We start from the raw sequence: 17711 nt of genomic DNA, 5'->3' as shown, positions 1-17711 counted from the left end.
TTACTCCTTTTCTTTACGCTCCCTTTGTTTTCTCATTTGAACATGAAGAGACGTGTTTGGAAGTTTCGGGATGTCTATGTGAAAGTCAACGTTCTTAATGTAATCAAGCATGGTTTCAAGCCGAGTCTTTTCGCCATAAACGTCAATTGTGATGCACTGACTGGAGTGCCCAGCGATTGATTGACGAATTTCAAGGGGCACTTGCATTCTTTGAAGCTCGGTAATGAATGTGTGTCTATAGCTGTGAAAAACCTTACGTTGAGAATTAGAAGTGTCAGAACATTGTTTTTTTAGATAAAGACCAAGAGCAGAACTAGTAGAGGTGGCATTACACAAATTTCCTTCCTGTTTCATAAAATAGAAGAGGTTTTCCCACCGACACATCTTAATCTTCTCAACGTAATCTTTAAAGCCAAGAGCGAGAATTTTAGGATGAAGCGGTATGTCCCGAATGGAACTTTTGTTTTTTACGTACTTGTTTCCATTGACATTGATAGACAAGTATGGAACTGAAGTGTCAAAGAAAACATCGGTGACTTGTAATTGCAAAAGTTCCGAAAGTCTTGCGCCTGTAAAAAGCGCAAGAACTTGAAGCCAGTAACGTTCTGGATATTTTCTGGAATACTTTAACAAATCATCTGAGAAAATCCTTTTTAAATCTTCTAAAGAAAAAGACGCATACCCCGTCTTGTCAAATGACTTTTTCTTTTTTGGTATGAGTGTTGCATTAATCGGATTTTCTTCAAGAATGTTTTTGAACATAAGATAGTTAAGATAAGACTTGAATGCCGTTACTGTTCCAGTTGCAGAACCATAGGGTCTTGGCGACAGTCCAACATTAAGTATCTCTTCCAGAGATGATTTTCTGTCGTATCTTGCGGGCAATTGATAAATTATTTTTAAGAAATCTGATACAAATTTTTTATCCTTTAAATCAGATAATCTTGCGTCTTTTAAAACAAACTTTAATTCTTTGAAATGCTGAAAATACAATATTATCGTTTTTGAGGAATAATTCATTGAGCGCATATACTTAAAAAAATCATCCTCATATGCAAAAATAAAAGGTGAGTCTGGAATGACTATGTCATTTAATTCATGACTTTTGTTTTTCGCCTTATTTCCGCTCAAATTATTAATCGCTTTTGTGACCTCGTCCAGAGAACCTTCTAATTTGATATTCATGTTTCCAATTGAAACATTTGCCATAAATGCAAGGATGATATCGGAGGAATTTGATTGGTTTGAATTTTTGTACATGATTTTAGAGCAAGTTTCTCGTGCAGAAATAAGTAAATGATTACTTAATTCTAGCAAACTCTTGGCTTTGAATATCGCCTCAATCTCATGTTTTGTCTTCAGCGAAAGCAGAAACTCTCTTGCCGAGTCGTGATGACGAACGTCATCGGGTATCACTTTTCTAAAGTAATAATAGCCATTCTTGCGTTGAGTAAGACATTTCATAAGCAAACAGAATTTTGTGGCAACTTTTGTTGCAATGTGCTTATCGAAGTGGTGTAGCTATATGGATTTCTATAATATTCAATAGGTTGCGTGAAATTTACAAACATTACCGCAAAATAATAGGAATATTTACAGAACGAAATATTATTTTCTCAATCTGAGAAAACAAAGCGGAAGATGAATAATCTTCCGCCTAAAGAATTTGGCTCGCTTGATCCGGCTCAAACGAGAAAGCCTTGGGGTTCCGCTCTCTTGTGAGCCGGAACGGGAACAAGTCTAACCAGAAATTAGCTAATGGTTATTACCTAACGCCCGAAATAGGCGAGAGGCTGAATACTAATAGCTTTAGCTCTTGAGGTATGCCGATATTGGGGAGGTTATGTAATCTGCGGAGCTTCCATCTAATTACACTGTCGCTCATTAGTTAGTTAAATAATATCTAGACTGACACGCAGTATAAAGAAGGTTAATCATGGCAGTAAGCGGATCGAACGAAATCTCGATATTTCAAATGGGCCTCGGATTGCTTCCAGTACTCATCGCATTGTTTTTGTCCATTAAACACCGCTTGGGGCTTACCAAGTCTTTAATCATCGGGGTCGCTCGCGGAACGGTTCAGCTCGTTGCGGTGAGCTATATTCTGCTTTGGATTTTTAAAGAAAATAATCCTTGGGTCATCTGCGCCTTTCTGATTTTTATGGTTGCCGCAGCTTCCCAAGCTGCAGTGAAGAGAATTACCGGACTTAATACAAAAAAAGCAAAACGTATCTACCAAAGAATTCTCTTTGTGTCGATTTTCTTGGGTTCCATCTGCACGCTAGGTTATCTTCAGTTTGTTGTTGTACGCTCCCAGCCGCTGTGGGAAGGTCGTTATATTGTTTCATTAGGCGGCATGCTTGTAGCCCAGGCCATGAATGCTGCATCTTTGGTGATTGAGCGCTATCGAAGCGAACTTGAACTAAGAGCTGATGAAATCGAAACACTCCTTGCAATGGGCGCCAATGTTGAGCAGGCGACAGCCCGTACGGTGCGTGCGGCATCTGCGGCCGCCATGCTGCCTGCGATTAATATGCTGATGGTCCTTGGTATCGTGGCACTTCCGGGCATGATGAGCGGCCAAATTTTAGCCGGAGTTAATCCTCTTTTAGCCGTTCGCTATCAGCTTCTTATTTGTTTCTGTATTGCTGCGGTAGCTGCAATTGTTGCGTATGTGGCGATCAAAATGACAGAACGTCTCTACTTTACAAAAGCGGATCAGTTTATGCAGATCAGAGATACGGACGGCTAGAAAGTCCGGCAGCGATCAGCCTGCGCCATTTTGTATATCTAAGGGAAACTCTGCGGCGTCTGAAGCCGCTAAAATCTAAGAATACTTCTTCCCGCTTTTTTAGGCGGGCCTATCTGGTGCTTTTAGATTTTCAATGCCTAAGCTAGACAGACGATGCGCTTATTACACAGAGTCGAAGGAGATTCTAGGTCTCATGGTCAGACTTCTGGATGTTAAGCCGGAAGATCGAGTGTTCGAGCCTTCTGCTGGAGAAGGTGCTATCGCTGACGCCGTACTTTCCGCAGTTCTCCCTTCGGAATTTATTTTGTCGGAAATCGATGCGCGGTCCGCCGCATTGCTAAGCAGTAAATTCCAGGGCCGGTGCTCGGTTTTCTGCGGTGACACTTTGCTGTCTTCGCAGGTGGACGAACTAAAGGGGAAAATCGATAAGATTATCGGGAATCCGCCTTATGGAGCGTGGCAGACACAAGAAAAACGTCAGATTCTGAGAAATAAATTTCCTGATTCGTACGTAAAAGAGAGTTACTCGTTGTTTATCGAACGCTGTATCACGCTTTTAAAACCTGGCGGGCGGCTTGTTTTTATTGTTCCCGATACATTCTTGTACCTTAATCGTCATAGACACCTTCGGGAGTTTCTGTTTGCCCGGTGTTGTATTGAGGATGTGTATTTGTTTCCGTCTAAATTTTTCCCGGGCTTGAAATTCGTTTACTCGGGACTTTGCATTATTAATCTTAAAAAAGGTCGTAATAACGAGATGCTTTGCCGAGTACACAGCGGTTTCAAGGAAGTGACAGATCTTGGTTGCAGCAGTGAATCCGTAAGTCAGATACCTCAAAGTGATCTCTTATTTCCAGAGGTGCTCCGTTTTTATGCAAACGCTCCGGTACTTGGAGATGAGGCTTCTGTCGTGACAGGAATTTGTACGGGAGACAATAAACGATTTATTTTCTCAGAGCCTGATGAGGGACGTGTACCGCTTGCCAAGGGAGCAGGGTCCAAAGCGTACAGTTACGGGATAGACAGATTTTGGATACTCTGGGATGAAGAAGCGATTCACCACTATAAGACGGATAAGAAAGCGAGGTTCCAGAATAGGACCTTTTACTTTAGAGAAGGAATCGGTATGCCGATGGTGAAGTCTAAAAAGGTTAGGGCTTTTTACATGAAAGATAAAGTCTTTGACCAATCCGTAGTCGGCATTTTTCCTCATCAGTCGGATCGACTGGATTATTTATTGGCTTTCCTGAACTCTGACGCAGCCGATAGGTTGATTCGGACAATCAATCCCACCGCGAATAACTCATGCAATTATCTTAAACGTCTCCCGATTCTCCCTTGCAGTGAAAATAATGAACATAGGATCGGAGACTTCGCTCGAATCCTTCGACAAGAAAAAATCTCCGCTTCCGAGCGATTGTCGCTGGAAGCGGAGATCAATGCGTTCTTTAATCGTCTCTATCGATTTTAGTCGGCGTTAAGAAGCACCCCGGCCTGCGGTACAAAGGAAGCATTCAGCTTCGTTCCGGCGGAAATAAGCTGAGCTCCGGGCAGGAAAGGAATAGACATGGAGTAAGTCTTGCTGCTATCTGTGTTGAGAAGCTTAAACAGATAATCAATGCGGTCACCTTCAAAGAGCGCATTTGAAATTTCTACAGCGAGACCGTTTTCCGTTTCAGCCGGGAGCAGATTTTCCGGGCGAACAACAAGAAGGGCATTGCCGCCGACTTTCGGCGGATTGAGAACACCCATGCGTGCTGTGATTTTTCTTCCGTTGACGTCGATGGTGCCAATGTTGTTTTCAATAGACAGGAGTTTCCCAGGAATCAGATTGGCCTGTCCGATAAAGTCCGCAACAAACGCGGTGGCAGGGTCATCATAAAGCTTCATCGGAGTGCCGATCTGCTCGATTTTGCCGTGGTTCATAACCATGATGCGGTCTGACATTGTCAGAGCCTCTTTCTGGTCATGGGTCACATAAAGACAAGTAAGCTGAAGTTCCTGCTGAATACGGCGGATTTCTGTTCTCATGTGCAGTCTCAGCTTCGCATCCAAGTTTGAAAGCGGCTCGTCCATAAGAATTACCTTAGGGCGAAGCACTAAGACTCGTGCCAAGGCCACACGCTGCTGCTCGCCGCCGGAAAGCTGATTAGGATAGCGATGCTCGGCTTTTTCTAATCCAACCATCGCAAGAGCCTCACGAACTTTGGATTTAATTGCGTCGCTGCTTTCGTTGCGAATCTTTAAACCGTAGGCAACGTTGTCAAAGATCTTCATGTGCGGGAAGAGGGCGTAGTTCTGGAAAACAAAGCCCATCCTCCTCTCGTTCGCAGGGATCTTTGTAACGTCCTGATCCCCGAGAAGAATCTGACCGCTGCTCGGCGTTTCAAAACCGGCAATCATGCGAAGCGTGGTTGTCTTTCCGCAGCCGGACGGCCCGAGGAAGGTCAGAAACTCCCCATCCTTTACTTCAAGATTAACGTTGGAGACCGCCAGAAATTCCTCATTGTCTTTGACATAACGGCGGGTAATGTTTTTAAGAGTAAGAGAAACAGACATTTAGCGAAGACCTCCGGAAGCATCGCCGACCGGGCAAAGGACCTTGGCGAGAAGGGCCATAATGCTGGAGGCGGCAAAAACGATAAGGATTAAAACAATTGAAAAAGCACAGGCCTGTGCAAACTGCAGTTCGGTCATGCACTCAAGAATTCGGCAGGTAATCAGACTCCATTGGACGGAAACTAAGAAAATAGTCGCGCTGATCGCGGTCATGGAATGAATGAACAAATAGCGCATGCCAGTGAGAACTGCAGGAAGAACAAGAGGAACAGTGATCTTCCTGAATGTATATGCGGATGAGGCGCCAAGACTGGTGGACGCTTCTTCAATAGAAGGATCAATCTGCGAAAGCGCGGCAATAACGTTTCGAATACCGGCAGAAGAATAACGGAACACGTATGCGGCAATCAGAATGTAAACCGTACCTGTCAGTACGAGCGGCTTGTCGTTGAACGCGATAATGTACGCGATACCGACAACTGTACCCGGCAGAGTGTAGTTCAGAAGCGAAACGGTCTCAAGCGTCTTATGACCTCTAATTTTCAGCCACTTGCATACATAGCCGATAAGAACAGCCAGGAGGCCGCCGATCGGTGTGCCGACGCAGGCAATCAGCAGCGTGTCTTTAATCGCCTTCATGCCAAACGTGAATACGTAGTGATAATTCTCAAGAGTGAAACTGTTGTCTACACCCCAGACCTTGACGACAGAGCCGACAAAAATAATGGCGTAGAGATAAATCACAAAAGCGGTAATAAAAGCGATAGTGCCGATCACGATACCGGAAATCAAAGTCCCCGGTCCCTTGATAGAGCTTCGGCCGCCTGCTTTTCCGCTCACGGTCACAAAGCTCTTTCGGCCGACCCAGAAGTTCTGAAGAGCGTAAACAATCAGAGCAGGTACGAGCAGAAGGAAGGAAAGCGCGGCACCGCCGTTGAAATCATACATGCCGGTAATCTGCAAATAAGCCTGCGTCGGAAGAACCGGGAAGGAGTGTCCGCCTAAAACCAGCGGAGTCGCAAAGTCCGCAAGAGAGCAGGAGAAAACCAGCAGGAAAGCGTTTGCTAAACCCGGAACTGACAGCGGGAATGTTACGCTTCGGAAAACGTTAAACGGGGAGGAACCGAGTGAGTAGGCGGCATCCTCTAAATTTGGATCGATACGCTGAAGAATGGTCGTCAGCGTCATAAATGCGATGGGGAAGTAGGTCAGCGTTTCTGAAATGAACGTTCCCCAAAAACCGAAGAAGTTGAAGTTTTCCAGCCCGAGCGCGGAAAGAATAATGCCGTTCGGACCAAGACAAAGTGTTAAAGCAATACTGGAAGTAAAAGGTGGAGAAATTAGAGGGAGCAGCGTCACCGCACTAATAAAGAAGGTCAGCCAGCGCGGCAGAGAAAGCCGTGTAACAGCAAATGCAAAGATGAATCCGATCGCAGTTCCCGCAACACCGACAGCGGTAGCCAGAATGATGCTGTTGACGATAGCTCGGCGGTCATACCAGCTTGCGAGAAAGGGCATGAGGTTTTGAAACGATAAGTGCCCGTCTACGATAAACGTCATCGCCAAAAGACGGACGACCGGATACAAAACAAAGACACCCATAGCGAGCCAAAGAACACATATGGTGAGAAGGGTCACCGGGTCTCTTTGCCGCTTAATGCCGCTCGTCATAAATTACTCCCAAAAATCAGGGAACTGATACAGGCATAATTCCCTGCCTAACAGACATGCCAGATGCCGATCAGCTTTGCTGTCGGCACTGACATTTTCAAATAGCGATTTAAATGCAAAATAAGGAAATTACTTGATCACTTCATTGATCCAGCGATTTGTGTATTCCTTGCGTTTTTCACCCTTCCATGCAACGTCAACGTCTTTCATGTTGATCTTGGAGAGATCAAGCAGAGGGTTATCTGTTTTAACATCTGCACGGGTGGGAACGTAGTTGATCTTGTTGGCGACGATAAAGTCGGCGAATTTCTTACTGGCTGCCCAGTCAACAAATTTTTTGGCGGCGTCCATGTTCTTGGCGTTCTTGACAATACCTGTTGCCTCGATACCATAGGAAACACCGTCCTTCGGATAGGTGATTACAACGGGATAGCCCTGCTGTTTGATGTCAAGCGCGTCAACAATGTAGAAGATGCCGGATGCACACTGGCCGGTAGCGATCGGCATCGCACCGCCCGCGCCGCTCTTTGTATACATCTGGATGTTGCCATTCAGCTTCTTCTGATATGCAAAGGCAGGGTCCTCGCCCATAACTTTAACGAGGGAATAGATGCGTTCAGTCGCTGTTCCGGAGGTACGGGCATCAGCCATCTGAAGATTGTTTTTGTAATGCGGATCAAGCAGGTCGTTCCATGTTTCAGGGGCCTTCATGTTGTTCTTTTCAAGGAACTTGGTGTTTGTCAGGAAACAAAGCGGAATGATGCCGATACCGGTCCAATGGTTCTGCGGGTCACGAAGACTTGCGGGGATCGCGTCGGAATCTTTCGGACGATACTGCTCGAAGATGTCTTCCTTAACACCGGCCGCATAGGTGTCGGCCGGGCCGCCTAACATGACGTCAACCTGAGGATTTTTCTTCTCAGCGTTGAGTCGCGCCAGCGCCTCGCCGGAAGAGAATCTCATGAAGTTGACTTTGATGCCGGTATCTTTAGTAAATTCAGAGAAAACCTTGGATGCGTATTTCTCTGGCATGATTGAGTATGCGTTGAGCTGTTCGGCGGCGTTGACGCTTCCTGTGATAAGAGCCAAGGCCATAGCAGCGGCGGTAAGTAATTTCATAAAGACCTCTGTGTTAAACGACGAAGTGTCGCGATAGGCTGATTTTAACAACAGGAAGGCATATTTGTGACATTTTTATTTGACCGCCAGGCCTTGTACGTTCTCAATATGACAGGTTTTTCCCGTTTTATGCAAAAAAAATTGCGGCGCTCCGGCCGCAATTTGTCCGAAAGTTCAATCAACTAGACCGGAGAGTTTTCACCTTCGAGAACAGAGGGAAAATCTCGGAAATCCAAGGAAGATTTTTTAGCTTCTTTCTTGTTCGGGAGAACATGATGAATCGGATCGTTATGCTGCAGAGACAAGACCAGGGCGTGATACTGCTCTTCATCCATAGGAATGGAAATATCCGGACCGTTCGAAAGGCGGAAACGAACTTCGCTTGTTCCGTGCTGCGGTTCGATCAATACGGTTTGATTGAGATTGAGGATTTTTCCGTCAGTGAAAACAACAAACATTATGTGCTCCTAGCCATCTGGTTTTTTATGATGTGATACTGTGCATTTTAACTGACGAAGAGCTGGTAAAGCTGCTGACTGGCTATTGGAATTATCTCGTATAAAACACTCAGGCGGAGGAATAATGGCGGAGGGATTAGTTAACTGCGGAGAAATCACAGAGCTGGGCAGAAAGGACGCTGAATTCATCGTCATCTTCCTTCATGGTCTCTCTTCCACCGGTAAATCGTTTCTTCCGGTTGCTGAATATCTCTTGCGGAAATTAGGCGACAGCTGGCGTTTCATTCTTCCAACGGCGCCCACAGTCAAACTCACACTCTCCGCCTCTTCGGTGCCTGCATGGTTCGATATTAGGAATCAAGACTTAACCAAGGATCAGGACGGAGAAGGGATTCTTCGCAGTTCAAAGTTTACGCAGTCTCTTATCCATAGTCTTATCACTGGAGGCGTGAAGCCCGGTCATATATTTGTTGGCGGATTTTCCCAAGGCGGCTTGATTGCTGCAGACGCCGTCTTAACTGGATCTGATCGAATTGGAGGCGTTTTTTCCCTTTCCTCTCTGATTGCCGATGTTTCTGAACAAAGATTTTCTGGTTTGGAGATACCGGTATTTATTGCTGTCGGAAACGCTGATCCGCTGATCCCGGGAATAAAAGCGCAGATAGATAATCAGCTTCTTCGCCGACACTGCATTCAGACCGACTTCAGAATTTACGATCAAATGAAGCACGAAATGAAAAGCGGAGAACTGAATGATCTGGCCGCTTGGCTTCTGGCGCAGGTGGGGCGGAACTCGAAATAAAATCCGCCGAAGAACCTAGCCATCGACGGATGCTTAACTTCAAGAGTATTTACTTGCCTCTTATTCTATCAGAAACTAGGTATAAATACTATAAATTTTGATTTAATTAAGAATTAAATACCGTTAATTAGTTATTGATTTAACTTAATAGTATTGAAAATACTATTCTTTCTATTAATTATTTAATGGATTACGATTTGAGTGCCTTTTGATAAATATCAATACCTAAGACTTGGTATCGGTGTAGGATTAAAAGTGCCTCAATCCTCAAACTACAAGGAGATTACTCATGTTAGGAGTTATTTTGACTTTGGCAGCCATTGGCTTAGTGGCTTACTTTGTCATAAAAAATTATTATCCGCCGATCATTCTTTTGCTGATTGGTTTAGTTCTGCTTTTCATTGCGTATTTCACTGGTGTAGCTCCGGTTGCGGCAAAGAATTCAACACACTTCTTTGCTTTTGACGTCGCACAGGCGTTTACCGATTTAATGAAAGGGCGCCTGCCCGGTCTTGGCCTGAACATTATGGCGATTGCCGGTTTTGCGGTGTACATGGACCGCATCGGCGCGAGCAAATCTCTGGTAAAACTCTGCGTTAAACCGCTCCAGGCGATTCGCTCCCCTTATGTTCTGCTGGCACTCACTTATGTTGTGGGTCAGTTCATCGCGCTCTTTGTTAACTCCGCTGTCGGCCTCGGACTCCTTTTAATGGCTTCCGTCTATCCGCTCCTTGTTGCGCTCGGCGTATCCAGAACCTCGGCCGCCGCGGTTATCGCAACGACATGCTGTTTGGACCTCGGACCGTCGAGCTCCAATGCGATGCGTGCTGCGGATCTGTGCGGAATGGACGTAGTTACATATTTCATTCAGGGTCAGGGTCCGGTTGCGCTGTGCACGATTGCCTCCGTTGCGATCGGTCACTTCTTTGTTCAGCGCTGGTTTGACCGGAGAGAAGGAGCCAAGGCCAATGCTGAGAACGGCCCTGAAAGCACAATGGATGTTGATAAGGCTCTTGAAGGTGCCGGTCCCGCTTACTACGCGATTCTTCCGATGCTTCCTCTCTTCCTGCTCGTCATCTTCTCTCCGCTGGTCTACAAAGGCATTAAGCTGAGTCTTGTCACAGCCATCATCGTCTCTTTAATCATCACACTGGTTATTGATATCCTGACGCGCCGCGACTTCAAGCAGTGCTGCAAAGATTCTCAGGCAATCTTCGAAGGCATGGGCAAAGTATTTACTTCCACAGTCAGCCTGATTGTCTGTGCGGAGCTCTTTGCGCTGGGCCTCAATAAAATCGGCGGTATCTCAACAATGATTCAGGCGGCTGCTTCTATGCAGAACGCGGGTTTAGTCATCATGCTTCTTGTGATGCTTGTCATCATGATTGTTGCTGCGATTGTGACCGGATCCGGAAATGCGGCATTCTTCGCTTTCTCTCCGCTGCTCCCTGAAGCGGCTTCCTCTGTTGGTATTCCGACTCTGGCGCTCGTTGTGCCGGTTCAGCTTTCTGCCGGTATCGCACGAACTATGAGCCCGATCGCCGGTGTGATCATTGCGGTTTCTGGCATTACGGGCCTGACACCGATTGATTTGATCCGCAGAACAATTCCCGTGATGATCATCGCGGTTGTTGTGTCTGTGGCAAGCAGCCTTATTTTCCTCTAGGAGACATGAAACATGGCTTACCTTATTAAAAATGCTCATCTCTACAATCCGGACGACATGGGCGTCCAAGATGTACTCGTTGTCAACGACAAAGTCGCCGCGATTGGCAAAGATCTCACCGTTGTACTCCCCGATCTCGAAATGGTTGATGCCAAAGGCATGATCATGACGCCGGGCTTCATTGATCAGCATATTCATGTTACCGGCGGAGGCGGAGAGGGCGGTCCGAAGAGCCGCACACCGGAAATCGTACTGTCTGAACTCGTTGAATGCGGTACAACCAGTCTTGTCGGAGTTTCCGGAACGGACAGCGTTTCCCGTTCCATTCCCAATCTTTTGGCAAAAGTCCAGGCCCTTACTGACGAAGGGGTTTCTGCTTGGATGTACACAAGTAACTATGCCTATCCGCCGACAACGCTTACAGGAAGCGTGAAAAACGATCTTCTGATGGTTCACGAAGTTTTAGGCGTGAAAATCGCGCTCGGTGATCACCGTTCCTCTTTCCCGACAACACAGCAGGTCCTGGATCTTCTCACCCAGATCCGCGTTGGCGGAATGATCGCAGGAAAAATCGGAGTACTTCATATCCATCTTGGCAATGTTCCCGGCGCATTTGAAATGTTTGAGGACATTGTGAACCGCGGATTCCCGATCCGTCATATCCGTCCGACGCACTGCGCTCGAGACAAGTATGTCTTTGGTAAAGCGCTGGAATTTGGTAAACGCGGCGGCCGCATCGATATTACAACGGGTGGTTCATGTGCCTTTGAAAGCCCGGCAGATGCAGTTGAAGCGGCTTGGGACGCCGGTGTTGATCAGTCGCTTATCACCATGAGTTCCGATGGACACGGTTCTGTTCCAAGATTTAACGAGAAAGGCGAAATGGTAGGTCTTGGTATCGGCGGAGTGGCCTGTAACCTGCGTGACCTCAAGAAACTGATTTCAAGAGGACATGAAGTTCAGAAAGTTCTTCCGCTGCTGACTCGCAATGTGGCGCAGGGGCTCGAACTTAGAGGCAAAGGTGAAGTTAAGTGCGGCGCAAGCGCAGACTTCTGCCTCTTTGATCAGAACTGGGAGCTCAAGGATGTATTCGCTAAGGGTGCTGCCATGATGCGCAATGGTGAAATCCTCAAAAAAGGAACTTTTGAGTACTAATCCCTCTCGCTGATTTGTATAAGACTAAAAGCACCTCTTCATTCAATTGAAGAGGTGCTTTTCCCTTATGGTTTTCCTTGAGTTCGCGAAAAATCGCAAAGCAGGGAATCCGAAAGCGCATAATTTCAAGAAACAAGGAGAATATATGAAAAGAACCATTCCAATGCTTTGTTCTGTGCTCTTCTTATTTACTGTTGCTGCAGACTGCGAAGCGGCAAGGCTTGGAGGACGCACAACCATTAGACCGTCACGACCTGCAGCCGTTCCTCAGAGAACCTATCCGAGACCGACCTACCGGTCTTCATCGCCTGCGGTTCGTAATCTAAACAATACTCAGTCGGGCTCTGCTGCCCCAATGCCTATTTTTATTCCACCAGTTATTGGCCGACAGAACTTAATCAAAATTGCTGACGAGTTTTACGTGATCAAGACCGGCATACGCAGAAAAGGCGACGAGGTCTATTTTTGGACGATGCAGAATCGCGGATTCATTCCTGATTCAAAATCTTCCAAAATTCAATATGTCATTGACTGCGCACAGAATCAGTATGCGCCTTTAGCGATTGCGGCCTACGCTGAAGCAGACGGGAAGGGCGCTAAAGTTAAACAGCAGCAGTTTGATCGCAAGATGAGACCGATCGTCGATAAAAGCACAATGTCTGTGCTGTATAAAGGATTCTGTAAGAAGGCAGACGCGCCGACACAATCGTCGCCAGCTCCGCAAAACTAAACAGGAAGTGTAAGGATGTCTCAGTTTTTAATTAAACCGGCCAGAAAAGAGGACTGTCCGATTATTTTGGACTTAATTCGCGGATTGGCCAAATATGAAAAATTAGAAGATCAGTGTGTGGCTACCGTTGAGCTTCTTGAAAAGTCGCTTTTTTCCGAAAAGCCGGATTGTTACTCTGTCATCGCTTGGGAATTGGATGAGTTAGGTGATGAGATTCCGGTGGGATTTGCGCTGTATTTCTTTAACTACTCCACCTTTTTAAGCAGACGCGGTCTTTATCTCGAGGATTTATTTGTTGTGCCGCAGTTCCGAGGCAAAGGCTACGGGAAGCGAATCATGCAGTTTTTAGCGAAGACTGCGGTAGAGAAAGGATGCGGCCGCTTTGAATGGAGTGTCTTGGATTGGAACCAGCCGGCGATTAATTTCTACCAAAAAATCGGCGCGGTTGTTATGCCGGATTGGCGTATCTGCCGTATGACAGGCGAGAGCCTAAAGAGCTTTGCCAAATAAATCGGGCTGACGAAACACTATGGAAAGTATGAAAAAGCACATTATTTTGTCTGTTGTTTTTTCGTACTTTCCCTTTTCCTTCCTTCCGGGTTGGTATTGGCGCAAGACTTAGCGATCGGTGTCTTGGACAGAACGCTGACAGCAGAAGATAAAAAGGCGATCGTTTCGTTAACGATGGCGCAGCTCGAGATGTTCTTTCAAAGGCGGTGTTCGCGCGGCCGGGATCTACATATTGGCTGGTTCAGAATAAACTGCGCTATCCGGATGAAAATGCGATCGACTTGCTTTCCGGCCGCATTGCCGGCAAAAACGCTGCTGAAGCCAACTAGCATGTAAAACTTGAAGACGCTTTCTCAATGGAAGAAAGCGCAGACAAAAACAAAACTTCCCGCGCTAACGTCGTATCAGGTGCGGGAAGTTTTGCGGTTTTAAGAGTTGCTCTAATTGTTATAGAAGCGGCCCTAAATTGTTTCTGTCTAAATCCGCGGAATCAGCGGTAAGACTTTCTGTAGATTTCAATACAGTCTTCCTTTGTCATTTCTGCCGGGTCATTGGCGAACATTTCCGGAGTGACCGTTTTCGCTTCGATTCCGAATTGTTCCATTTCATTAGCTTTGATTCCGAAATCACTCATCTTCAGATCAGCGACGCCGCAGTCCTTAAGAAGATCCTCCAAGGCTGTCAGAAAGTCTTCAGGCTTATTCGCGTCTTTTATCCCCATAGCCTGAGCCATTTTGATGAATTTTTCCGGGACAGCGCCGCAGCTGATGAAGTGGCCGAAGTAGGCGCGGCATAATAAGATGAGTCCCGCACCGTGAGGCAGAGAAGGATAGTGCGCGCTCAGCACATGCTCCATAGCATGCTCGCTGGTGAGACGACCCGTCGCCATAACAAATCCGCCGAGTGTGTTGGCAAAAGCCATATGCTCGCGAGCCTCGAGGTTTGTACCGTCCTTAATCGAAATCGCTAAATATTTGGAGACGTTCTCAATTCCGGTCAGAGCAAACATCTGGTTGAAGAGATTGGATGTTCTGGAAATATAGCCTTCGGCTAAATGGAAGAATGTATCAAGTCCCTGATACGCTGTTTGCGCCGGTGGTACAGAAAGCATTAGTTCAGGGTCAACAACAGAAAGCGTCGGGAACATGCGCGGATCACCGATGCCATACTTCTCGCAGGTTTCAGTGTTGCTGATAACCGCGCCTCCGTCTGCCTCAGAACCTGTGCCGGCAGTGGTGGTGACGCATACAATCGGAAGAGGCTGATTCTGGATAGGAAGACCTTTTCCGGTTCCTTTGACGCAGTAATCCCAAAGGTCACCGGGGTTGGTAGCCATCACCGCAATGACTTTCGCACTATCCATAGGAGAGCCCCCGCCAAGCGCTGTAATGAAATCACAGTTCTCTCTGCGGGCAGCGGCAGCCGCTTCCATGATGCTGTCCTTAGTCGGGTTCGGACGAATACCGTCATAAACCATGTGTTCGACTCCGGCAAGATCAAGCTGCTTTTCGAGTTCGGCCAGATATCCGTGCTTTCTTGCCGATTTCCCCTGCGTAATGACGATAAGCGTTTTTTTACCCGGCAGTTGTTGTTTGTGAAGCTGTTTCAGAGCACCGGCTCCAAAGAGAAATTTTGTCGGTATGCAGAAGGAAATCATGATGTTTTACATTAGGTTGATGGAAGATGCATATTAAATCATGAAGACAAAAACGGCGCACCCCCTGAGAAATGCGCCGTACACAAAGTTTAACTATTCCGATTACTTCAGAATATTTTCAATGTCAGAGACGATCTGAGGAACGGTCAAGCCATATTTTTCTTCCAGTTCGTCCGGATTGTAGCGATCGACAAATTCTTTCTTTAATCCGTATGTCAGGCATCTCATAGAGGTAGGAGCCGCTGTTTGTGCGACTCGACCGCCAAAGCCGCCCTCAATGCTTCCGTCCTCGAGTGTGACGATAAGTTTGTGGTCTTTTTCCAGAGAAAGAATGAGTTCTTCATCAACGCCGGAGACAAAGCGCGGGTTGATGAGTGTGGCTTGAATACCTTTCTTGGCCAGTTCATCCGCTATCTGTCTGCCTTTAACAAAGAAGTCACCGGCAGCGATGATCGCGACATCTTTGCCGCTGCGGACGACCTTAAATTTGTTCAGATCGCTGTAGTCGGTATCTACAGATCCGTCTGCGAGTTCAAAGCTATAAGTCGGTACTCGAATCGCAACTTTATGCTGATTTTTGCTTAATGCCCAGTCCATCATTGCCTTGTACTCTTCCGCGTTTGTCGGTGCAAGATAAACAATGTTCGGAATAGAGGCAATCATCGGGATGTCCCAAAAGCCCAAGTGGGTTAAATCGGTGAGTCCTCTGATGCCGGTGTGCAGTACAGGCATGACGGCAGGAGAATCATTCATTGCCCAGTCCTGTTCCAGTTGGTCATAAGCTCTTTGAAGGAATGTGGCGGCGACCGGGTAGATCACCTTTGCGCCTGCGCGGGCCGCGCCGGCCATTGTGGATACACCGGTCTGCTCCGCGATCGCAACGTCGATGTATTGTTCACCGCATTCCTTGCGTTCTTTTTCCATGAATCCGAATACTTCAGGGGTTGCCGAAGAAATAATGAGAAGTGTCGGATCTTCTTTTACCTTCTGAAGGAGGTAATCGCGGGTGACGGTGATGTAGTCCGGGCTGTTGGACTGTACAAGCGGCTCTCCGTCTGCGACGTCGTACGGAGCGGAGAAGTGGAATTCTTCGCGGAGCGCTTCCGCGGGCTTATAGCCGAGACCTTTCTGAGTGTTAATGTGAACGACGACCGGTTTATGAGAGTCCTTGACTTTCTTATAAGCCTTAATGAGAGCTTCTAAGTTATTGCCGTCACGGACGTAAACGTAGTCGTAGCCAAGAGTCTTAAAGAAGTTGTTCGAGCTCTGACCGTTCGTTTCTCTCAGCTCCTGAAGGTTGTCATAGAGACTTCCGTGATTCTCGGCGATGGCCATCTGATTGTCGTTGACGATGACAATAAAGTTGCTGTTCAGTTTCCCTGCAGCGTCCAGGCCTTCAAACGCGACACCGCCGCTGAGTGAACCGTCACCGATAAAGGCGACGATATTGCAGCTTTGTTTTTTGAGTGCTCTTGCTTTAGCTAAACCGAAACTTAGGCTGATTGAGGGAGAAGTGTGGCCGGCGTAAAAGAGGTCATACTCCGGACTTTCTTTTGGATCGGTAAATTCTCCGATGTCGCGGAACTTATCCTTCTCCAAATAATACTTGGCTCTACCGGTCAGCATCTTATGGACAAAGTCTTGATGCGAAACATCAATGACGAGTTTGTCTTTCGGAGCGTCAAATACATAGTGAAGTGCAATGAGCGCTTCCACATCGCCGAGGTTTGGCCCGACATGGCCGCCGATTGTGGATGTGTAATTGACAATGGCACTGCGCATTTGAGAGGCTAAATCCTTTAACTCGTCGATGCTGAGGTTTTTAATATCTTTCGGAGACTTGATATCAATAAGTTTCAATTTCTTTCTCCCTACAAAAAATCAATGTGAAGAAAGATAATTGGCAGAAGACTGATAGGCAGTTCTCGGTCGTCCAAAAAGAACAAACTGCTATGTATTGTTACAAAGGAATAAGGGGTTATTTAATTTAAAGGACGAAGAAACCCTAGGGCAGAGCTGCTTCGGGTCTGCCTAATGCGAGCGAAAAAAATATTGCCTCGTTATTTCTTACTCTTTCTCCGTTCTCGAACAGTAAGACCTCCAATCCCGTAATTGTCCATTGGAATTTCTTCAATGACGACAACCAGATTTGAAGTATTTTTGCCGAGAACGTCGCCAATGAGTTTGGTAACGCCTTCGATAAGTTTTTGTTTCTGCTCTTTTGTCGGAGCTTCTTCGTCGCCGGTGACTTTTATATTGACATAAGGCATTTTTTCTCCTTTGTTCGTTGGAGGTTACAGGATAATGCAGAGACAACTCAGTTTTCGTTTGAATCAGTTCACTTACTATCGATTGGCAGTATTTGGAAGTCGTTTTCACTGACGTTCCGGATGATGCGTCGTGTGTCCGTCTTTCTTTGCGTATAGGCAAGTTTCAACCGCAAAGGCGGATCCTTAAAAGCAGGTGATTCCTTTAGTCTGCCTGTTAATTTAAATTGATAAAAGCCTCAGGGTGTTTTCATTGAAAAGCGGCAGTAAAAAATTGGCTTCTAACCGTGTCTTGTCCTGAAAAAAGTTGACTACTTAGGGAGTCAACAATGAAAGTTGAAGAACAGATATCTACACTAATGAAA

The 17711-nt window shown here is 46.4% G+C and carries 15 protein-coding genes; 7 read left to right on the top strand and 8 right to left on the bottom strand.

Going from position 1 to position 17711, the window contains the following annotated elements; translation table 11 throughout:
- Positions 1–1464 (bottom strand): tyrosine-type recombinase/integrase, encoded by a 1464-nt coding sequence (locus E5987_RS03905; RefSeq protein WP_160334785.1) that lies wholly within the window; start codon positions 1462–1464, stop codon positions 1–3.
- 472 nt (positions 1465–1936) lie between these two features.
- Between E5987_RS03905 and E5987_RS03900 the strand changes: the two genes are divergently transcribed.
- Complete coding sequence (locus tag E5987_RS03900; protein ID WP_160334784.1) at positions 1937–2752, top strand: ABC transporter permease; 816 nt, start codon at positions 1937–1939, stop codon at positions 2750–2752.
- Positions 2753–2945: 193 nt separating this feature from the next.
- A complete protein-coding gene (locus E5987_RS03895; RefSeq protein ID WP_160334783.1) occupies positions 2946–4223 on the top strand; it encodes an HsdM family class I SAM-dependent methyltransferase in 1278 nt (425 codons plus the stop codon).
- Here the strand turns inward: E5987_RS03895 and E5987_RS03890 are convergent.
- The 4 genes from E5987_RS03890 to E5987_RS03875 form a co-directional block, all read right to left on the bottom strand.
- Positions 4220–5311: an ABC transporter ATP-binding protein gene (locus E5987_RS03890; protein ID WP_160334782.1), complete on the bottom strand. Its 1092-nt coding sequence runs from the start codon at positions 5309–5311 to the stop codon at positions 4220–4222. The genes E5987_RS03895 and E5987_RS03890 overlap by 4 nt on opposite strands.
- Complete coding sequence (locus tag E5987_RS03885; RefSeq protein ID WP_160334781.1) at positions 5312–6982, bottom strand: ABC transporter permease; 1671 nt, start codon at positions 6980–6982, stop codon at positions 5312–5314.
- A 129-nt stretch (positions 6983–7111) separates the two neighbouring features.
- Positions 7112–8101 carry an ABC transporter substrate-binding protein gene (locus E5987_RS03880; protein WP_160334780.1) on the bottom strand — a complete coding sequence of 330 codons (990 nt, stop codon included), beginning with the start codon at positions 8099–8101 and terminating at the stop codon, positions 7112–7114.
- Between the two features lie 182 nt (positions 8102–8283).
- The gene (locus E5987_RS03875; protein WP_160334779.1) at positions 8284–8559 is read right to left on the bottom strand and encodes a hypothetical protein; all 276 of its coding nucleotides are present in this window, start codon (positions 8557–8559) and stop codon (positions 8284–8286) included.
- Positions 8560–8683: 124 nt separating this feature from the next.
- On the opposite strand from E5987_RS03875, the gene E5987_RS03870 reads away from it, so the two are divergent.
- The 5 genes from E5987_RS03870 to E5987_RS03850 all read left to right on the top strand — a co-directional run bounded on the left by E5987_RS03870 (position 8684) and on the right by E5987_RS03850 (position 13422).
- Positions 8684–9361 (top strand): alpha/beta hydrolase, encoded by a 678-nt coding sequence (locus tag E5987_RS03870; protein WP_160334778.1) that lies wholly within the window; start codon positions 8684–8686, stop codon positions 9359–9361.
- Between the two features lie 289 nt (positions 9362–9650).
- Positions 9651–11027 carry a C4-dicarboxylate transporter DcuC gene (dcuC, locus tag E5987_RS03865; protein ID WP_160334777.1) on the top strand — a complete coding sequence of 459 codons (1377 nt, stop codon included), beginning with the start codon at positions 9651–9653 and terminating at the stop codon, positions 11025–11027.
- A gap of 12 nt (positions 11028–11039) precedes the next feature.
- Positions 11040–12182 (top strand): beta-aspartyl-peptidase, encoded by a 1143-nt coding sequence (gene iadA, locus E5987_RS03860; protein ID WP_160334776.1) that lies wholly within the window; start codon positions 11040–11042, stop codon positions 12180–12182.
- 145 nt (positions 12183–12327) lie between these two features.
- Positions 12328–12912 carry a surface-adhesin E family protein gene (locus E5987_RS03855; RefSeq protein WP_160334775.1) on the top strand — a complete coding sequence of 195 codons (585 nt, stop codon included), beginning with the start codon at positions 12328–12330 and terminating at the stop codon, positions 12910–12912.
- Between the two features lie 15 nt (positions 12913–12927).
- The gene (locus tag E5987_RS03850; protein ID WP_160334774.1) at positions 12928–13422 is read left to right on the top strand and encodes a GNAT family N-acetyltransferase; all 495 of its coding nucleotides are present in this window, start codon (positions 12928–12930) and stop codon (positions 13420–13422) included.
- A gap of 490 nt (positions 13423–13912) precedes the next feature.
- On the opposite strand, the gene E5987_RS03845 is transcribed toward E5987_RS03850, so the two are convergent.
- The 3 genes from E5987_RS03845 to E5987_RS03835 all read right to left on the bottom strand — a co-directional run bounded on the left by E5987_RS03845 (position 13913) and on the right by E5987_RS03835 (position 17349).
- Entirely contained in the window at positions 13913–15079 is a 1167-nt protein-coding gene (locus E5987_RS03845) for an iron-containing alcohol dehydrogenase (RefSeq protein ID WP_160334773.1), read from the bottom strand.
- Between the two features lie 102 nt (positions 15080–15181).
- Entirely contained in the window at positions 15182–16939 is a 1758-nt protein-coding gene (locus E5987_RS03840) for a 1-deoxy-D-xylulose-5-phosphate synthase (RefSeq protein ID WP_160334772.1), read from the bottom strand.
- Positions 16940–17139: 200 nt separating this feature from the next.
- Positions 17140–17349 carry a tautomerase family protein gene (locus tag E5987_RS03835; RefSeq protein ID WP_160334771.1) on the bottom strand — a complete coding sequence of 70 codons (210 nt, stop codon included), beginning with the start codon at positions 17347–17349 and terminating at the stop codon, positions 17140–17142.
- Positions 17350–17711: the final 362 nt, after the last annotated feature.

It is taken from the genome of Parasutterella muris (assembly GCF_009767915.1).
Lineage (GTDB): Bacteria > Pseudomonadota > Gammaproteobacteria > Burkholderiales > Burkholderiaceae_F > Parasutterella > Parasutterella muris.
Note: the sequence above shows the minus strand (reverse complement) of the source record. Positions and strands in the feature narration are given on the sequence as shown.